Here is an 18,714-nt window from a genome sequence, read left to right on the forward strand (position 1 = left end):
CCACCCAAGCTCTGGTAATCCTTGCTAGAAAGCTCGCGCGGGTGGCATTCGCCCTGATGAAAAATCAGGACGAATATGTCACCAAAGGCGGGAAACTGGCTTGCTGAAAACCATAGAATCTCCCACATGTATAGCGTCTGCCATGAATCCGGTGCGGACCCTGTGGGAGCGGGTTTACCCGCGAATGGGCCGCAAGGCGGCCCCTGTACTCAGATCAGAAGTGAACCTTGACCAGGAAGCTCATGGTGTTCTGATCAGTGGTGAAGGCATCGCTGTCCTTGATGCCGTACTTGTTCTTCCAGTAGTCGTACTCCACACCCACATACAGCTGCTTCTCGCCCAGGTGCAAGGCCTTGCCCAGGTCATACTTGATCTGCGGGTTGAAGTGCAGGTTGGCCTGGTAGGTGCCGTGGCGGTTCTCGTCGTTGTCCACCACCCAGTCCATGAAACCGTCGATCAGCACATCGGACGAACCGACCGGAATGGTGTACGACCATACCGGGGTGATCTGCCACACGTTGTCGCCGGCGCGGCTGCCGTCGGTGGTGCGGTTGTAGAAGTTCAGCTGGAAGTAGTCGAAGCCAGGGATGGCCAGGTCGAAGCCAGGACCGATCAGGTACGACTCGGTATCACCTTCGCCGAACTCGTAGGTCATCGCCAGCAGCACATCCTTTACCGGGCCGAACGCCAGCTTCTGGTCGAAGATCTTGCCGAAGGACAGGCGTGGGCTGATTTCGCCGTAGTAGGTGTTAGGGCCATTGCCGGCGTCTTTCTGGCCTTGATAGAAGATCTTGTCGACAAAGATGAAGTTGTCGCCGTACTTCCAGCCATCAGCGTGCTCGAAGGTGACGGTTTGCTGGATCGACGGGTTGACCTTGAAGTTCTTGCCCCACAGGTAGGTCAGGCTGTTGTTCTGCCATTGCAGCAGGTCGCCGGCGAAGGTGGTGCCACAAGCCAGCAGGCCGCCGGCGAGGATCAGGCTGTTGATGGTACGCATTGCGAGTGTCGCTCCCTTGATTGATCTATTGTCAGCGCTTGTTGTTGGCGCTTTTTTGTCTTTTGAGTCAGTTTTTTTCGATGGGCCACAGCTGTCTGGCAAGGGTTGAGCCAACTTTCCTGGGCTGGCAAAACCTTCCTGCTCGACTTCGTTCTGAACGGATGAAAAGGGTCTTTCAGGCTGGCAACACGTTGGCCAACCGCCCGTATTCATTGACTGAGCGGTCAGTAAACGCAGGCAGAATCCCTCCTGCCCTGATCGAGGGGGCGCGCAGATTACTGGCTTGCGCGCCTTGCCTCAAGTGCTCCGTCCTGGAGCAGAGTGGAACAAACTTGTGCGTTTGGTCAGCTTTCTAGAAGTGCACCTTGATCAGGGCACTGGTGACGCTCTGGTTGCTGTCGATGTTGCCTTGGCTGTCGATGCCGTACTTGTCCTTCCAGTAGCTGTATTCGATGCCCACGTACAGCTGCTTGGCGCCAAGGTTCAGGGCTTTGCCCAGGTCGTACTTGACCTGCGGGTTGAACTGCAGGTTGGCGTGGTAGGTGCCACGGCGGGTCTGGTCGTTGTCGACCACCCAGTCCATGTAACCGTCGATCAGAATGTCGGATTTGCCCACCGGGATGGTGTACGAGAAGGCCGGGGTGATCTGCCAGACGTTGTCACCGGGGCGGCTACCTTCGGTGTTGCGCAGGTAGAAATTGAGAGTGAAGTAGTTGAAGCCGGGGATATTCAGGTCGAAGCCGGGGCCGATCAGGTAGGCCTCGTTGTCGCCTTCGCCACGCTCGTAGGTCATGGCCAGCAGCACGTCCTTGATCGGGCCGAACGCCAGCTTCTGGTCGAAGATCTTGCCGAACGACAGGCGCGGGCTGAACTCACCGTAGTAGCTGGTCACGCCTTTGCCCGGGTCGGGCTTGCCGTTGTAGAAGACCTTGTCGACGAACATGAAGGTGTCGCCGTACTTCCATTTGTTGGCGTGCTCGAAGGTTACCGTCTGCTGGATGCGTGGGTTGACCTTGAAGTCCTTGCCGTACAGGTAGGTCAGGCTTTCGCCATGCCACTGCAGCCATTCTCCAGCATGGGCGGGGAGGGTGGCCAGCAGGCTGCTGCCCAGCAAGAGGGACGAGGTGATGCGTTTCATGTTGTGGTTCCCGGACTTATTGTTTTTTTGGTTTTTTTGGCGCGCAGGCGCCCCGGAAGGCCCATTCCGGCGGGCCGACGGTGTAGCGTTTACGGCGAGGTCGAGGGGGCGGCAGTGCGCCGCCCCCTTTGTTCAATGCTGGTGACAGGCTTCGTTGTGCACCGCCCGGTCGGCACCACCGAGAATGTTGAACAGTACGTTCAACACCAGGGCACTGACCGTGGCCATGGCGATACCACTGTGGGTGATGGGTTCCATCCACTGTGGCATCTGGGCGAAGAACTCCGGACGTACCACGGGGATCAACCCGAAGCCGACGCTCACCGCAACCAGCAGCTGGTTGCGACGGTCGCCGATGTCCGCCTCCTGGAGAATCTTGATCCCGGTGGCGGTGACCATGCCGAACATGGCGATGGACGCGCCGCCCAGTACCGCAGGCGGGATCGAGGCAATCAGGAAGGCCGCCTTGGGCAGCAGGCTGAGCAGGATCAGCAGCGCACCGGCCACGATGGTGACATAGCGGCAGCGCACCCCGGTCATCTGTACCAGACCGATGTTCTGGGCGAACGAGGAGTGGGTGAAGGTGTTGAAGAAGCCGGCGATGAACGATGCGCCGGCATCGCACAACAGGCCGCGACGCAGCATCCCTGGGGTGACTTCACGATCGGTCACCTTGCCCAGGGCCAGGAACATGCCGGTGGACTCGACGAAGATGATCACCACCACCAGGCACATGGACAGGATCGGCGCCAGGCTGAAGGTCGGCATGCCGAAATGCAGTGGGGTCACCACTTGCAGCCACGGCGCGTCTTTCAGGCCCGACAGGTCGACCATGCCGATGGAACCGGCCAGGATGTAGCCCAGGCCCATGCCCACCAGCACCGACACGTTGACCCAGAAACCGCGCATGAAACGGTTGATCAGCAGGATGACCGCCAGCACCAGGCCGGCCACCAGCAGGTAGATCGGCGAGCCGAAGGTATCTGCCTGCTGGCCGCCACCAGCCCAGTTGACCGCCACCGGGAACAGCGACAGGCCAATCGAGGTGATCACCGTGCCGGTGACCAGTGGCGGGAAGAAGCGTACGACCTTGGACATGAACGGCGCGATCAGCATGCCGAAGAACCCGGCGGCGATGGTTGCGCCGAAGATCCCCTGCAGGCCCACGCCGGGCATGCCGGCCATGGCCACCATGCTGCCGACGGCAGCGAAACTGGCACCCATCATCACCGGCATGCGGATGCCCACCGGGCCGATACCGAATGACTGGATGATGGTGGCGACGCCAGCGACCAGCAGGTCGGCGTTGATCAGGAAAGCGACTTCTTCACGGGACAGCCCGGCGGCCTGGCCGATGATCAACGGCACGGCGATCGCGCCGCCGTACATCAGCAGAACGTGTTGCAGGCCAACCAGGATCAGTTGGAACAGAGGCAAGGGCTCGCGCGGCGGGGCAACTGGGATGTACGCCTTGCGTGACTTGGACATGCAGCACCTCGAGTTTTGTTTTTATTCTCGGATCCAAGCGGCAGCGTCAGGCGGCAGGCTCACTGTGAAGAGAGCCTGGGGTTTCCGCCTGACACTGAACGCTCGATGCTTGCTTGTTGCGTGACCTCGAGGCCGGGGTTGCCGGCCTCTTCGCGGGTGAACCCGCTCCCACAGGGGGGCGGTGTTATCCCGACAATTGTGTTTCAGTTCACCGGGGCGCCTTTGGCGATCCAGTCGCCGACGAGTTTGCGCTCTTCGGTGGTCATCTGGGTGATGTTGCCCAGCGGCATGATCTGGCTGGCGACCGCTTGCGCCTGGATGCGCGCGGCCTGGGCCTGGATCTGCTGCGGGGTGTCGAACATCACGCCGGCAGGGGCAGCGCTGAACAGTGGGCTGGTCGGTTTGGACGAGTGGCACACGGTGCAGCGTTCCTGGATGACAGTGTGGATCTTGTCGAAGCTCTCGCCGCCAGCCTGGGCCGTGGCCTGGGCAGGGGCTTCAGCCGGCGCGGCAGGTGCTGCGGCAGCCTTGGCGGCGTCCTCGGCGCGTTGCTCGGCAGCGGTCTTGCCACCTACTGCGGTCGCGGGCAGTGGCTGGTATTCGATCTTCGCTGCGGCTTGCTCAGGGCTTACGGCCATCGGTTTCGGACCGGTGACGTAGGCCAGGCAGATCATCGCCAGAGCGCCGACCGGCAGGGTCCAGGCGTACTTGTTGCTGTCGTGGCGGGTGTTGAAGTAGTGACGGATCAGGACCGCGGCTACTGCGATACCGGCCAGGATCAGCCAGTTGTACTGGCTACCGTAGGTGCTCGGGAAGTGGTTGCTGATCATGATGAACAGCACCGGCAGGGTGAAGTAGTTGTTGTGGCGCGAGCGCAGCAGGCCCTTGGCCGGCAGTACCGGGTCAGGCGTCTGGTTGTTCTCGATCGCCGCCACCAGCTGGCGCTGTGCCGGCATGATGATGCGGAACACGTTGCCAACCATGATGGTGCCGATGATCGCGCCGGTATGCAGGTAAGCACCACGGCCGCTGAACACCAGGCTGAAGCCCCAGCATGCGGCGATGATCAGCACGAACAGTACGGCACCGAGCAGCGCTGGCTTCTTGCCCAGGGGCGAGTCGCACAGGAAGTCGTAGATGAACCAGCCGGCAATCAGCGAGCCGATACCGATGGCCACGCCTTCGGCACCGCTCAAGGTGCTGCCAGGGGCCAGCAGGTAAAGGGCCGGGTTCCAGTAGAACACCACGCACAGCAGGGCAATACCGGACATCCAGGTGAAGTAGGCTTCCCATTTGAACCAGTGCAGGTTCTCGGGCATTTTCGGGGGGGCGAGCTTGTATTTCTCCAGGTGGTAGATACCACCGCCGTGAATTGCCCAGAGATCACCCGACAACCCATCGCGCGGGTTGCTTCGGTTCAGGTGGTTCTCCAGCCAGACGAAGTAGAACGATGCACCGATCCAGGCGACGCCGGTGATCATGTGAACCCAGCGAATGCTCAGGTTCAGCCATTCGTGAAGGTGTGCTTCCACAGTATGTACCTCTTGCCGGTCACCCGCTCGGGGTATGCCCTTGAATGACCGACCTTTTCTTATTGGTGGGGATTGAGGATCAGCATCTGTTCCTCGGTGAAGTAATGCTCGTCGCAGTTGTTGCCGGAACCACTGCGATCAACCACCAGGAAGTCATCCCGCTTTTCGATCGTCAGCACCGGGTGGTGCCAGACGCCGCGATGGTAATTAACGCCCTGCCTGCCGTTACTGCGGAAGGCTCGGACCAAGCCTGATACAGGTGCATCGCCAACTGGCGCGACCACGATCAGAAAGGGGTTGCCGAGCAGCGGGATGAAAGCCTGGCTGCCCAGCGGATGGCGTTCCAGCATGCGCACGGTCAGCGGCATGTCCAGCGCATCGGCGCGGAAGATGCTGATGATCGCCTTGTCTTCAGGCTCGGCGGTTTCGACCGTGGCGAGCTTGTGGAAGCGCATGGTCGAGCCGTTGTTGATCATGAAGTGGTCGCTGCCGTCGGTTTCGATCACGTCTCCGAAGGGGGCGAAGGCTTCTTTGGTCAGGGGCTCGATCATCAGGGTGCGCATGCGGTTATCTCTTCTATATATGTCGTTGTTCTGGATACGGCTCGAACGCTGCCGTGCCGGTTACAGCTGCAGCAGGCGGAACAGGGCGATCAGGTTGATCTGCGCCAGGGCTTCCTTGAATTCGGCATCGACATCGTTGTGGATGCGTTTCTCGAAGGAGGCGAGGATCTGGTGCCGGTTGCTGCCTTTCACCGCCATGATGAACGGGAACTTGAACTTGGCCTTGTAGGCATCGTTCAGCTCGGTGAAACGGGCGAACTCTTCGGCGGTGCACTGGTGAATACCGGCGCCGGCCTGCTCATTGGTGCTCGATTCGGTCAGTTCGCCCTGGATGGCGGCCTTGCCGGCCAGGTCCGGGTGAGCGTTGATCAGCGCCAGCTGGTCGGCGTGGTTGGCGCTGAGCAGGATGTCGCTCATGCGCTGGTGCAGCGCCTCGATCTCGTCCAGTTCGCCCAGCTGGCCCAGGTCATAGGCTTTTTCGGCTACCCACGGCGAGTGCTCGTAGATGTCGGCGAAGGCCTTGACGAAGGCGTCACGGCCCAGGGCGGATGGCTTGAGGGTGTTGAAGGCGGTCATCAGGCGTTCTCTTTCTTGTACGGGTGAGTGGTGTGCCAGTGGCGGGCGATGTCCACGCGACGGGCGAACCAGACCTGGTCATGGCTTTTTGCGTAGTCGACGAAGCGCTTCAGTGCGGCCAGGCGTGCAGGGCGGCCGACCAGACGGCAGTGCAGGCCGATCGACAGCATCTTCGGTGCTTCGGCACCTTCGGCGTACAGGACATCGAAGGCATCCTTCAGGTACTGGAAGAACTGCTCGCCGCAGTTGAACCCCTGTACCTGGGTGAAACGCATGTCGTTGGTGTCGAGGGTGTAGGGGATCACCAGGTGCGGCTTGCCGGTGGGGTTGTTCGGCTCCCAGTAGGGCAGGTCATCGTCGTAGGTGTCGCTGTCGTACAGGAAGCCGCCTTCCTCCATCACCAGGCGACGGGTGTTCGGGCCGGTGCGGCCGGTGTACCAGCCCAGCGGGCGCTCGCCGGTGATTTCGGTGAGGATGCGGATGGCTTCGAGCATGTGCTCGCGCTCCTGGACCTCGTCCATGTACTGGTAGTCGATCCAGCGGTAGCCGTGGCTGCAGATTTCATGGCCGGCCTCGACCATGGCGCGGATCACGTCGGGGTGGCGCTGGGCGGCCATGGCCACGGCGAAGATGGTCAGCGGCACGCCGCTGTCCTTGAACAGCTTCAGCAGGCGCCATACACCGGCGCGGCTGCCGTATTCGTACAGTGATTCCATGCTCATGTTGCGCACGCCCTGCAATGGCTGGGCGGCGACCATCTCCGAGAGGAACGCTTCGGACTCCTTGTCACCGTGCAGGATGTTGCGTTCGCCACCTTCCTCGTAGTTGAGGACGAAAGACAGCGCGATGCGAGCATTGCCCGGCCATTGCGGGTGAGGAGGGTTGTTGCCGTAACCGATCAGGTCGCGAGGGTAGTCAGCGCTCACTGCAGTCTTCCTTCTTGTGCGTTTGTGCGGGGTGGGCGGACCGCGTCGGGATGTCGCACCACCGGATGGGCTGATTGTATACAACTTCTGAAATCATTTGTAAGCCTGTTTTTCCGCATTTCTTCCCTTTTGTCGCCTCGGAGCGACCTGGAAAAACAGTGCAAGAAACCTGCCTGATTGGTCAGCTAATGACGTTGGCGTCGTTACCGTGCCTGTATTTGCGATCGATGGGTCGTTCACAGGCAAGAAACGCAGGGTGCGACAGATGGGGTGAAAAAATTGTGTACAATCTTGCGTCTGAATGTCTTAATGGCGTCATTCCCGCCTGCCGCAGGCGCTATGCTGATGCGATGGCTGAGTATTTTTTGCCCACAGATTGAACAAGAGGCGACAAGCAATGGGACGTTTGACCACACATGTACTGGATGCCGCGCATGGCTGCCCGGGCAGCTCGATCAAGGTCGAGCTGTACCGTGTCGAAGGCCAGCAGCTGGAGCTGGTGAACACCGCCCTGACCAACAGCGATGGCCGCGTCGACGCGCCACTGCTGCAGGGTGACGACTACCGTACCGGCGTTTACCAACTGCAGTTCAGCGCTGGTGACTACTACCGCGCTCGCGGTGTACAGCTGCCGGACCAGGCGTTCCTGGATGTTGTCGTGTTGCGCTTTGGCATCGACGAGCAGCAGGAGCACTACCATGTGCCGCTGCTGATCTCGCCGTACAGCTATTCGACCTATCGTGGAAGCTAGTTGGTCGCTAGAAGAATCTTCGTAGGTCCTTTGGCCCGCTCTCACACTGGCGGGCTTTTTTTCGTCTGCTGTTTGTCGCCGGCAAGCCAGCTGCCATCCGATAGGTAGCGCGGGCCCTTGTAGGAGCGGCCTTGTGTCGCGAAAGGGCTGCGGAGCAGCCCCGGCAATTTGTGCATCTGCGCTGAAACCCTGGGGCTGCTTTGCAGCCCTTTCGCGACACAAGGCCGCTCCTACAAAAGCCAGTGCATGTCAGCAGATTGATGCCGGCCAAATAAAGAAAGGGCGCCGAGGCGCCCTTGGTTGGTGCAGCAGGGGTCAGAGGAACACGAACTTGGCAATGAAGATCGCGCACAGCACCCACAGGCTGGCCGAAATTTCCTTGTACTTGCCAGTACCCGCCTTCAGCGCCACATAGCTGATGAAGCCCAGGGCAATACCATCGGCGACCGAGAAGGTCAGCGGCATCATGATCACTGTCACGATCGCCGGAATGCTGTCGGTGGCCTCGTCCCAATGAATGTGCGCCATGCTGCCCATCATCAGCATCGCCACGTAGATCAGCGCACCGGCAGTGGCATAGGCCGGAATCATCCCCGCCAACGGCGCAAAGAACATCGCCGCGATGAACAGCAGGCCGACCACTACGGCAGTCAGGCCGGTACGGCCACCTGCAGCCACGCCTGCGGCACTCTCCACATAGCTGGTCACCGGCGGCACGCCGACCACGGCACCGAACACGCTGGAGGCACTGTCGGCCTTGAGGGCCTTCGACAGGTTCTCGATACGCCCGTCCGGCGCCACCAGGTTGGCGCGCTGCGCCACGCCCATCAGGGTGCCAGCGGTGTCGAACATGTGCACGAACAGGAACGCCAGCACCACGCTGATCATGCTGACGTTGAACACGCCGGCCACGTCCATGGCCATCCAGGTCGGTGCCAGGCTCGGCGGCATCGACATCACCCCGCCGAATTTCACCAGGCCCAGGCCCCAGCCGGCCAGGGTGACACCGATGATGCTGATCAGGATGGCGCCGAACACCCGCTTGTAGCTGAGGATGGCGATCAGCAGGAAGCACACGGCCGCCAGCAGCGGCCCCGGCTCGTGCAGCGAGCCCAGCTTGATCAGGGTGGCCGGGCTGTCGACGATGATGCCTGCCGTTTTCAGGCCGATCAGCCCGAGAAACAATCCGACGCCGGCCCCCATGGCATGGCGCAAGCTGACCGGGATGCTGTTGAGCAACCATTCGCGCACTTTCGACAAGGTCAGGAACATGAACAGCACGCCGGAGACGAACACAGCCCCCAGCGCGGTTTCCCAGTTGTAGCCCATGGTGCCGACCACGGTGTAGGTGAAGAAGGCGTTAAGCCCCATGCCCGGCGCCAGGCCCACTGGCCAGTTGGCGTACAGGCCCATCAGCAGGCAACCCAGCGCGGCGGCGATGCAGGTGGCGACGAAAGCGGCACCATGGTCGATGCCGGCGTCGGCCATGATGTTGGGGTTGACGAAGATGATGTAGGCCATGGTGATGAAGGTGGTCACCCCGGCGATCATTTCGGTCCTGACGGTGCTGCCATGCTGCTTGAGTTTGAAAATCCGCTCCAGCCAGCTCGTTTCGAGCGGTGGGGCAAGATCCAGCGTAGGGGCGTCGGATTTGCGGCTTTCCACAGCGAGTACTCCTCAAGTCTTTCTTGTTGTTGTAGAGCCATTGTCCTGCGCAATGCACTTGGCGGCTCCGCGAGGGAAGGCAGACGTCTGACCGGTTTGTTGACTTATGGGTCAAGAAGTTGCTCGGTGGATTATGCTTTTGTGTACAAAGAATGCAAATAATGTTTTATCTTTTGTGTGCGCAATACGTCGTACAACGGCTATATGGGTAAAAGGCCACCTGCAGAAACGGCTCAGCCTGTGTACAATGGCGCCATACTTTCCTTCGTGCCTCGAGAGCCCATGAACGAACAGCTGCAACCTCTGAAGAAACCTGCGCGTGCCGGCAAGGCTGGCCGCAGTGGTACCCAGGATGACATCGTCTACGCGCATATTTTCGAGGCGATCCTCGAGCAGCGTCTGGCCCCGGGCACCAAGTTGAGCGAGGAAGCGCTGGGCGAGATCTTCGGCGTCAGCCGCACCATCATCCGCCGCGCCTTGTCGCGCCTGGCCCACGAAAGCGTGGTGCTGTTGCGGCCGAACCGTGGCGCGGTGGTGGCCAGCCCGACGGTGGAGGAGGCCCGCCAGGTGTTCTTCTCCCGGCGCATGGTCGAGCGGGCCATCACCGAACTGGCCGTGCAGCACGCTACCCTCGAACAGCTCAACGAGTTGCGGCAGATGGTGCGTGAGGAACGCGACAGTTTCTCCCGTGGTGACCGCGGTGCCGGCATTCGCCTTTCCGGCGAGTTCCACCTCAAGCTGGCCGAGGCGGCGGGTAATGCGCCGCTGGTCAGTTTCCAGCGCAGCCTGGTGTCGCAGACCTCGCTGATCATTGCCCAGTACGAAAGTGGCAACCGCTCGCATTGCTCGTATGACGAGCACATGCAGCTGATCGATGCCATCGAGGCGCGCGATGCCGAGCAGGCGGTGAGCCTGATGATGCACCACATGGACCACATCGACAGCAAGCTGAACCTGGACGAGGAGAGTGCCTCGGACGATCTGCATGCGGTGTTCTCGCATCTGCTGAAAAAGCCCAAGGTTTCTGCCAAGGGTTGATCGTTTGCCTGGTTGACTGAAGGGGGCTGCTTTGCAGCCCATTCGCAGCACAAGGCTGCTCCTACAGGGATCGCATAACCTCTGTAGGAGCAGCCTTGTGCTGCGAATGGGGCGCGAAGCGGCCCCCAGCCATTTCTGGCCATAAGCCTGATGTCTGCTAAATTCTTGTGAGCAAACCTTCATCAAGCAGTTGGGCTTGCGCATCTGTTGCGTTCAACTTCTTGAGGAAAGGATTCATGAGCATGTCCCTCGGTAAACGCATGGGGGCCGAACTGGTCGGCACCTTCTGGCTGGTACTTGGTGGCTGTGGCAGTGCGGTACTCGCTGCCAGTTCCCCCGTCGGCATCGGTGTACTCGGTGTCGCCTTCGCCTTTGGCCTCACCGTGCTGACCATGGCCTTCGCCATTGGCCATATCTCCGGCTGTCACCTCAACCCCGCCGTGTCGTTCGGGCTGGTGGTGGGCGGGCGCTTCCCGGCCAAAGAGCTGCTGCCCTACGTGATCGCCCAGGTGATTGGCGCCATCCTGGCGGCAGGTGTGATCTACCTCATCGCCAGTGGCAAGGCAGGTTTCGAGCTGTCTGCGGGATTGGCTTCGAACGGCTACGCCGACCACTCGCCCGGCGGCTACACGCTCGGGGCGGGCTTTGTCAGTGAAGTGGTGATGACGGCGATGTTCCTGGTGGTGATCATGGGCGCCACCGATGCCCGGGCGCCGGCGGGTTTTGCACCGATCGCCATCGGCCTGGCCCTGACCCTGATCCACCTGATCTCGATCCCGGTGACCAATACCTCGGTCAACCCCGCGCGTAGCACGGGGCCGGCCTTGTTCGTCGGTGGCTGGGCCCTGCAGCAGCTGTGGCTGTTCTGGGTGGCGCCGCTGATTGGTGCTGCTATCGGCGGCGCGCTGTACCGGGGCCTGGCAAAAGAACCTTAGCGCTGGTGCACGCAACGCCCGGCGGCGTAGGTTTCACGCACAGTGCGGTCGTCGCCGAGGGTGGTTAGCACGAACAGGGTTTCCTCGATGCTGTTGGACTGCTGGATGCGGTAGTCCAGCAGTGGCGTGGCCTTGTAGTCCAGTACCACGAAGTCGGCATCGTTGCCTGGGCGCAGGCTGCCGATGCGGTCGTCCAGGCGCAGCGCGCGGGCGCCGCCAAGGGTGGCCAGGTACAGTGACTTGTACGGGTGCAGGCGCGCGCCCTGCAGCTGCATCACCTTGTACGCTTCGTTGAGGGTGTTGAGTAGCGAGAAGCTGGTGCCGGCGCCAACGTCGGTGCCCAGGCCTACATTGACCTTGAAGCGCTCGGCCTGGGGCAGGTTGAACAGGCCGCTGCCGAGGAACAGGTTGGAGGTGGGGCAGAAGGCCACGGCCGAGCCGGTTTCGGCCAGGCGCTGGCATTCGTCATCGCACAGGTGCACGCCATGGGCGAACACCGAGCGCTCGCCCAGCAGCTCGAAGTGGTCGTATACGTCCAGGTAACCCTTCTGCTCGGGGAACAGCGACTTGACCCAGTCGATTTCCTTGAGGTTTTCCGACAGGTGCGTGTGCATGTACACGCCCGGGTGCTCCTTGAGCAGTTGGCCCGCCAGCGCCAGCTGTTCAGGCGTACTGGTCGGGGCGAAACGCGGGGTGACTGCATAATGCAGGCGGCCCTTGCCGTGCCAGCGCTCGATCAGCGCCTTGCTTTCGGTATAACCGGACTCGGCGGTGTCGGTCAGGTAGTCCGGGGCGTTGCGGTCCATCATCACCTTGCCGGCGATCAGGCGCAGGTCCAGGCGCTCGGCCTCTTCGAACAGGGCGTTGACCGATTCCGGGTGCACGCTGCCGAACACCAGCGCGGTGGTGGTGCCGTTGCGCAGCAGTTCCTTGAGGAAGATCTTCGCCACCTGGTCGGCGTGATCCTTGTCGGCGAACTGCTTTTCGCAGGGGAAGGTGTAGGTGTTCAGCCAGTCCAGCAGCTGTTCGCCGTAGGAGCCGATCATGCCGGTCTGCGGGAAGTGGATGTGGGTGTCGATGAAGCCCGGGGTGATCAGTGCGTCCTGGTAGTGCTCGACCGGGATATCGGCGTCCAGGGTCGGCAGCAGTTCGGCTGCGTGGCCAACGGCGCGGATACGGCCATCGTCGACCACCAGCAGGCCGTCCTCGAAGTATTCATGGGAAGCCTCCAGGCCCACCTCGGCCGGGTCGGCGATGCTGTGCAGGATGGCGGCACGGTAGGCTTTGCGGGTAACGGTCATAACACACTCGTCAAATGGCTTGACTGCGCCGGGAGGGCGGCAGCAACTGGGCAATGGGGCCGGCATTGGCGGCAGCGTCGTGCTGGCCGAAGCAGGCGTTGTAGGTGGCGATGATTTCACCGGCGATGGACACGGCGATCTCGATGGGCAGCTTGCCCTTGACCTCGGCCAGGCCCATCGGGCAGCGCATGCGCGCCATCACGGCATCGTCGTAGCCGCGCTCGCGCAGGCGGTGCTCGAACTTGACCCGTTTGGTCTTCGAGCCGATCAGGCCGAACCAGGTGAAGTCGTTGCGCTTGAGAATGGCGGCGGTCAGTTCCAGGTCGAGCTGGTGGTTGTGGGTCATGACGATGCAGTAGCAGCCTGGCGGCAGCTCTGCCACTTCGTCGACCGGCTCCTCGCTGACTACCTTGGTCACCCCGTCTGGGATCAGGGCAGGGAATTCCTGCTCGCGCGAATCGATCCAGCGCACCCGGCAGGGCAGCGCGGCGAGCAAGGGTACCAGAGCCCGGCCGACATGGCCCGCGCCGAACACGGCGATCTGCGCCTGCACCGCGGCCATGGGTTCGAACAGCAGCACAGTGACGCCGCCGCAGCACTGGCCAAGGCTGGCACCGAGGCTGAAGCGCTCCAGATGCGGGGTGGTGCGGTGCTCTTCGAGCATTTGCCGGGCGATGTGCAGGGCCTTGTATTCCAGGTGGCCGCCGCCGATGGTGTCGAACAGGCCGCTGGCGCTGACGACCATTTTCGAGCCGGCATTGCGCGGGGTCGAGCCGCGCTCCTCGATGATGGTAACCAGCACGCAGGCTTCGCCACGGGACTGGTGGTCGGCGAGGGCGTTGATCCATTGGTGCATGATGCAATTCCTCTTCAGGACAACGCGGTCCGCTTTGTGTAGGAGCGGCCTTGTGTCGCGAAAGGGCTGCGCAGCAGCCCCAGAAATCCATGTTGCTGTACAGTTTTTTGGGGCCGCTGCGCGGCCCTTTCGCGACACAAGGCCGCTCCTACAAAAAGCGGGCCGGCGGAGTTACTGGGTGACGGTTTCCAGCTCCGGCTCGGCAGGTTGCGCGGCAGCCACCGCCTTGCGCATCTGCTCGCAACCCCACAACACCCGCTCCGGCGTCGCCGGTGCATCCACCTGTGGCTGCACGCGGTAGTCGGCGATGCTGGCCACGGCGTCCTTGATCGCGCACCAGGCGGCGATGCCGAGCATGAACGGCGGTTCGCCCACGGCCTTGGAGTGGAACACGGTGTCTTCCGGGTTCTTGCGGTTCTCCACCAGCTTTACCCGCAAATCCAGCGGCATGTCGGCCACTGCCGGGATCTTGTAGCTGGCCGGGCCGTTGGTCATCAGCTTGCCCTTGGCGTTCCACACCAGCTCTTCGGTGGTCAGCCAGCCCATGCCCTGGATGAAGCCGCCTTCCACCTGGCCTATGTCGATGGCCGGGTTCAGCGAATCACCCACATCGTGCAGGATGTCGGCGCGCAGCATCTTGTATTCACCGGTCAGGGTGTCGACCACCACTTCCACGCAGGCAGCGCCGAAGGCGAAGTAATAGAACGGCCGGCCGCGGGCCTGACTGCGGTCGTAGTAGATCTTCGGCGTGCGGTAGAAACCGGTGCTCGACAGCGACACCTGGGCGAAGTAGGCCTGCTGCACCAGCTGCTCGAAGCTGACGATCTGGTCGCGCACGCGCACATGGCCGTTGCGGAACTCGATGTCTTCCTCGGTCACCTGGTAGTGCCGCGCGGCGAACTCGGTCAGGCGCTTCTTGAGGATCTCGGCCGCATTCTGTGCTGCCTTGCCGTTCAGGTCGGCACCACTGGAGGCGGCGGTCGGTGAGGTGTTGGGCACCTTGTCAGTGTTGGTGGCGGTGATCTGGATGCGGCTGAAATCGACCTGGAAGATCTGCGCCACCACCTGTGCCACCTTGGTGTTCAGGCCCTGGCCCATCTCGGTGCCGCCGTGGTTCAGGTGAATGCTGCCGTCGGTGTAGATATGGATCAGCGCACCGGCCTGGTTGAGGAAGGTGGCGGTGAACGAAATGCCGAACTTGACCGGCGTCAGCGCCAGGCCCTTCTTCAGGATCGGGCTGTTGGCATTGAAGCGACGGATCGACTCGCGGCGCTCGGCGTAGTCGCTGCTGGCTTCGAGCTCTGCGGTCATCTCTTCGAGCATGTTGTGCTCGACGGTCTGGTAGTAGTGGGTGACGTTGCGCTCGGTCTTGCCGTAATAGTTGGCCTTGCGTACGGCCAGCGGGTCACGGCCCAGGTGGCGGGCGATGTGGTCCATCACCTGCTCGATGGCGACCATGCCCTGTGGGCCGCCGAAGCCGCGGTAGGCGGTGTTGGAGGCGGTGTTGGTCTTGCAGCGGTGGCCGTGCACGGTGGCATCGCCCAGGTAGTAGGCATTGTCGGAGTGGAACATGGCGCGGTCGACGATCGAACCGGACAGGTCAGGCGAGTAACCGCAGTTGCCGGCCAGGTCGAAGTTGATGCCGTGCAGGCGCCCGTCGTCGTCGAAGCCCACGTCGTACTCGACGTAGAACGGGTGGCGCTTGCCGGTCATGGTCATGTCTTCGACCCGTGGCAGGCGCATCTTGGTTGGCTGGCCGGTCAGGCGCGCCACCACGGCGCACAGGCACGCCGGGCTGGCGGCCTGGGTTTCCTTGCCGCCAAAACCACCCCCCATGCGGCGCATGTCCAGCACCACCTTGTTCATTGGTACGTCGAGTACTTCAGCGACCAGCTTCTGCACTTCGGTGGGGTTTTGCGTGGAGCAGTAGACGATCATGCCGCCGTCTTCGGTGGGCATCACCGAGGAAATCTGCGTTTCCAGGTAGAAGTGCTCCTGGCCACCGATATGCAGGGTGCCCTGGATGCGGTGCGGGGCACTGGCCAGGGCAGCAGCGGAGTCGCCACGCTGGTGGGTGTGGCTGTCGAGCACGAAGTGCTTCTTGCGGAACGCCTCGACCACATCCAGCACCGGCTCCAGGTCTTCATACTCGACGATGGCGGCCATGGCCGCACGGCGTGCGGTGTCGAGGTCACGGGCGGCCACGGCGAGCACCGGCTGGCCGAAGAACTCGACCTTGTCGATGGCCAGCAGCGGGTCGCCGGCCACCACCGGGCCGATGTCCTTGAGGCCGGGGATGTCTTCGTGGGTGATGGCAATGCGCACCCCCTCGAAGGCATAGCACGGCGTGGTGTCGATGCGCAGGATGCGCGCGTGGGCGCGGTCGGCGGTGCGCGCATAGACGTGCAACTGGTTGGGGAATTCCAAACGGTCGTCGATGTACACCGCTTCGCCGGACACATGCTTGTCGGCGCTGTCGTGCTTGACGCTGCGGCCGACCCCGGTGGTCAGGTCCTGGCGGAACAGTTCGGCCATCTCGGCCTGGCTCTTGGCTACGTGATGGTTAGACATAAGCGGTCACCCGGGTCTCGATGTGCGGCGTTTGCTGTTCGATGAAGTACTTGCGCAGCAGGTTCTGCGCGGTCAGCAGGCGGTATTCCTTGCTGGCGCGGAAGTCGCTGAGCGGGGTGAAGTCTTCGGCCAGGGCCTGGCAGGCGCGCTCGATGGCAGCCTGGTTCCACGGCTTGCCACGCAGCGCTGCTTCGCAGGCACGGGCCCGTTTTGGGATCGCCGCCATGCCGCCGAAGGCGATACGCACACCGCTGACCACACCGTCTTCGATGCTGAGGTTGAAGGCACCGCACACGGCGGAAATGTCATCGTCCAGGCGCTTGGACACTTTATAGGCGCGGAACGCCCAGTCGCTGGTGGCGCGCGGCACGATGATCTTCTCGATGAACTCGCTGTCCTGACGGGCAGTGATGCGGTAGTCGATGAAGTAGTCTTCCAGTGCCATCACCCGCTGGCGCTCGCCCTGGCGCAGGACGATCTGCGCATCCAGGGCAATCAGCAGGGGTGGCGAGTCGCCGATTGGCGAAGCGTTGCCGATATTGCCGCCCAGGGTGCCCTGGTTGCGGATCTGCAGCGAAGCGAAGCGGTGCAGCAGGGCGCCGAAGTCCGGGTATTCCTCGTTCAGCGCGCCGTAGCAGTCGGTGAGCGGGGTGGCGGCGCCGATTTCCAGGTGGCTGGCGGTTTTCTCGATGCGCTTGAGCTCGGCCACATGGCCGACGTAGATCATCACCGGCAAGGTCTTGTGGAACTGAGTGACTTCCAGGGCCAGGTCGGTACCGCCAGCCAGCAACCGCGCTTCGGGGTGCGAGCTGTACAGGTCGGCCAGGTCGGCGACGGTCAGTGGCACCAGGCAGCGCTTGTCGCCGCTGTTCAGCTCGCCGGTCTGGGTTGGCGCAATGGCCTTGAGGCGGCTGATGGTCTGCGCCTGCTGGGCATCGAACTGGTCGCGGCAGGGCTGGCGGCAGCTCTGCTCGGCGGCGTCGAGGATTGGCCGGTAGCCGGTGCAGCGGCACAGGTTGCCGGCCAGGGCTTCCTGGGCCTGGTGCAGGTCGGGGCCGTTGCTGTTCTTCTGCAGGGCGAACAGCGACATGACGAAGCCGGGGGTGCAGAAGCCGCACTGCGAGCCATGGCAATCGGCCATGGCCTGTTGCACGCTGTGCAGCTGGCCTTGGTGCTTGAGGCCCTCGACGCTGATCAGTTGCTTGCCGTGCAGCGACGAAACGAAGGTCAGGCACGAGTTGAGGCTGCGGTAGCGCAAGCTGTCGTTGCCCTGGTCGTCCTGGGTCAGTTCGCCGACCACCACGGTGCAGGCGCCGCAGTCACCACTGGCGCAGCCCTCCTTGGTGCCAGGTTTGCCCAGGTGCTCGCGCAGGTACTGCAGCACCGTCATGTTCGGGTCCAGGGCATGCTCACTACGCAATTCCTGGTTGACGAGAAACTGGATCACGGGGATGGCCTCGCAATGGTTTTATTGTTGTTGGGCGGACTCTAAGCAAGAGCTGTCCAGCTGGTCAATATTTTTCTGACTCAAAGGTCAAGAAATTGCTCGTGTCCAAGTCCGGCCGCACACATTGCCCATATCCCAAGCATAGATCGCGCCGGGCGCGTGGCTGCCTTGCAGGTCAAATAAACCGCCAGGCCCCTCTGCGCGATTACTGGCCAAGTACGCTACAATTCGCCCCTTGTGCCCAGTTCAATGATTTTGAAGGAAAACCATGACGTTCAAGGCCCCGGACAGCCTCTCCGAGCAGATTGCCGATTACCTGGCCGAGCGCATCATCCGTGGCGAGCTGGCGCCAGGCGAGCGTATCCAGGAGCAGAAGGTCACCCAGGCACTCAACGTCAGCCGCGGCTCGGTGCGCGAAGCGCTGTTGATCCTCGAACGCCGCCACCTGGTGGCGATCCTGCCGCGCCGTGGGGCCCACGTAACCGAGCTCGATGAGCGCAGTGTGCGCAGCTTGTGCGCACTGATGAGCGAGTTCTACATCCTGCTGGGTAACGCGGTTGCGCAAAAATGGCGCACCGATGCCGACCTGCGCCCGTTCCTGGAAATTCAGCAGCGCCTGCAGCGGGCCCATGACCAGTTGGACATCAAGGCCTTCGTCGCCGACAGCTTCGCGGTCATGCGGGCGGCCTATCCGTTCGCCGACAACCCGTTCCTGCAGGAAACCGTGGAAAACCTGCAGCCGGCCATGAGCCGTGCCTACTATCTGTCCCTGGAGCAGCGCCAGGCCAACATGATCGACTACCTGGACCTGTTCGCCCGCCTGCTCGACGCTGTTATCGCCCGTGACCTGCCGCGCATTCGCGAGGTGCTCACCGCCTACGGCCAGCGCAGCTGCGAACTGGTGCTGGCGGCGTTGGCCCGAGGCTGACC

General features: G+C 62.3%; 16 protein-coding genes and 1 pseudogene. 5 read left to right on the forward strand and 12 right to left on the reverse strand.

Going from position 1 to position 18,714, the window contains the following annotated elements; genetic code table 11:
- Positions 1–107, forward strand: a pseudogene (locus CAY82_RS26955) (IS110 family transposase); the annotation flags it as partial.
- Positions 108–214: 107 nt separating this feature from the next.
- Here CAY82_RS26955 and CAY82_RS02810 read toward each other — a convergent pair.
- The 7 genes from CAY82_RS02810 to puuE all read right to left on the reverse strand — a co-directional run bounded on the left by CAY82_RS02810 (position 215) and on the right by puuE (position 7,220).
- On the reverse strand, positions 215–997 hold the full coding sequence (locus tag CAY82_RS02810) for an outer membrane protein OmpK (RefSeq protein WP_087499854.1): 783 nt from the start codon (positions 995–997) through the stop codon (positions 215–217).
- A 352-nt stretch (positions 998–1,349) separates the two neighbouring features.
- Positions 1,350–2,135 carry an outer membrane protein OmpK gene (locus tag CAY82_RS02815; RefSeq protein ID WP_013973536.1) on the reverse strand — a complete coding sequence of 262 codons (786 nt, stop codon included), beginning with the start codon at positions 2,133–2,135 and terminating at the stop codon, positions 1,350–1,352.
- Between the two features lie 132 nt (positions 2,136–2,267).
- Positions 2,268–3,623, reverse strand: a complete 1,356-nt coding sequence (locus CAY82_RS02820) for a nucleobase:cation symporter-2 family protein (protein WP_087499855.1) — start codon at positions 3,621–3,623, stop codon at positions 2,268–2,270.
- Between the two features lie 203 nt (positions 3,624–3,826).
- On the reverse strand, positions 3,827–5,155 hold the full coding sequence (locus tag CAY82_RS02825; RefSeq protein ID WP_087499856.1) for a urate hydroxylase PuuD: 1,329 nt from the start codon (positions 5,153–5,155) through the stop codon (positions 3,827–3,829).
- Between the two features lie 59 nt (positions 5,156–5,214).
- The gene (locus tag CAY82_RS02830) at positions 5,215–5,718 is read right to left on the reverse strand and encodes an ureidoglycolate lyase (protein ID WP_012315446.1); all 504 of its coding nucleotides are present in this window, start codon (positions 5,716–5,718) and stop codon (positions 5,215–5,217) included.
- 60 nt (positions 5,719–5,778) lie between these two features.
- Complete coding sequence (gene uraD / locus CAY82_RS02835) at positions 5,779–6,294, reverse strand: 2-oxo-4-hydroxy-4-carboxy-5-ureidoimidazoline decarboxylase (protein ID WP_087499857.1); 516 nt, start codon at positions 6,292–6,294, stop codon at positions 5,779–5,781.
- Entirely contained in the window at positions 6,294–7,220 is a 927-nt protein-coding gene (puuE, locus tag CAY82_RS02840; RefSeq protein ID WP_087499858.1) for an allantoinase PuuE, read from the reverse strand. The genes uraD and puuE overlap by 1 nt, the downstream gene beginning before the upstream one ends.
- Before the next feature lie 397 nt (positions 7,221–7,617).
- Between puuE and uraH the strand changes: the two genes are divergently transcribed.
- The gene (uraH, locus tag CAY82_RS02845; protein ID WP_087499859.1) at positions 7,618–7,971 is read left to right on the forward strand and encodes a hydroxyisourate hydrolase; all 354 of its coding nucleotides are present in this window, start codon (positions 7,618–7,620) and stop codon (positions 7,969–7,971) included.
- A gap of 315 nt (positions 7,972–8,286) precedes the next feature.
- On the opposite strand, the gene CAY82_RS02855 is transcribed toward uraH, so the two are convergent.
- Positions 8,287–9,606, reverse strand: a complete 1,320-nt coding sequence (locus tag CAY82_RS02855; RefSeq protein ID WP_153671158.1) for an NCS2 family permease — start codon at positions 9,604–9,606, stop codon at positions 8,287–8,289.
- Between the two features lie 312 nt (positions 9,607–9,918).
- Between CAY82_RS02855 and CAY82_RS02860 the strand changes: the two genes are divergently transcribed.
- Both CAY82_RS02860 and aqpZ read left to right on the forward strand, forming a co-directional pair.
- On the forward strand, positions 9,919–10,674 hold the full coding sequence (locus CAY82_RS02860) for a GntR family transcriptional regulator (protein WP_085625463.1): 756 nt from the start codon (positions 9,919–9,921) through the stop codon (positions 10,672–10,674).
- Between the two features lie 236 nt (positions 10,675–10,910).
- The gene (gene aqpZ, locus CAY82_RS02865; RefSeq protein ID WP_087499862.1) at positions 10,911–11,609 is read left to right on the forward strand and encodes an aquaporin Z; all 699 of its coding nucleotides are present in this window, start codon (positions 10,911–10,913) and stop codon (positions 11,607–11,609) included.
- Here the strand turns inward: aqpZ and guaD are convergent.
- From guaD to xdhA, 4 genes are all read right to left on the reverse strand, one after another.
- On the reverse strand, positions 11,606–12,910 hold the full coding sequence (gene guaD, locus CAY82_RS02870) for a guanine deaminase (protein WP_087499863.1): 1,305 nt from the start codon (positions 12,908–12,910) through the stop codon (positions 11,606–11,608). The two genes, aqpZ and guaD, sit on opposite strands and share 4 nt — an antisense overlap.
- 10 nt (positions 12,911–12,920) lie before the next feature.
- Entirely contained in the window at positions 12,921–13,766 is an 846-nt protein-coding gene (gene xdhC, locus CAY82_RS02875) for a xanthine dehydrogenase accessory protein XdhC (protein ID WP_063912780.1), read from the reverse strand.
- Positions 13,767–13,937: 171 nt separating this feature from the next.
- Positions 13,938–16,337 (reverse strand): xanthine dehydrogenase molybdopterin binding subunit, encoded by a 2,400-nt coding sequence (xdhB, locus tag CAY82_RS02880; protein WP_087499864.1) that lies wholly within the window; start codon positions 16,335–16,337, stop codon positions 13,938–13,940.
- Positions 16,330–17,784, reverse strand: a complete 1,455-nt coding sequence (gene xdhA / locus CAY82_RS02885) for a xanthine dehydrogenase small subunit (RefSeq protein WP_087499865.1) — start codon at positions 17,782–17,784, stop codon at positions 16,330–16,332. The genes xdhB and xdhA overlap by 8 nt, the downstream gene beginning before the upstream one ends.
- Before the next feature lie 268 nt (positions 17,785–18,052).
- Here xdhA and CAY82_RS02890 point away from each other — a divergent pair, with 268 nt between their 5' ends.
- Positions 18,053–18,712 carry a GntR family transcriptional regulator gene (locus CAY82_RS02890; RefSeq protein WP_087499866.1) on the forward strand — a complete coding sequence of 220 codons (660 nt, stop codon included), beginning with the start codon at positions 18,053–18,055 and terminating at the stop codon, positions 18,710–18,712.
- The last annotated feature ends 2 nt before the right edge of the window (positions 18,713–18,714 follow it).

The sequence above is a fragment of the Pseudomonas sp. SID14000 genome (assembly GCF_002165135.1).
GTDB lineage: Bacteria > Pseudomonadota > Gammaproteobacteria > Pseudomonadales > Pseudomonadaceae > Aquipseudomonas.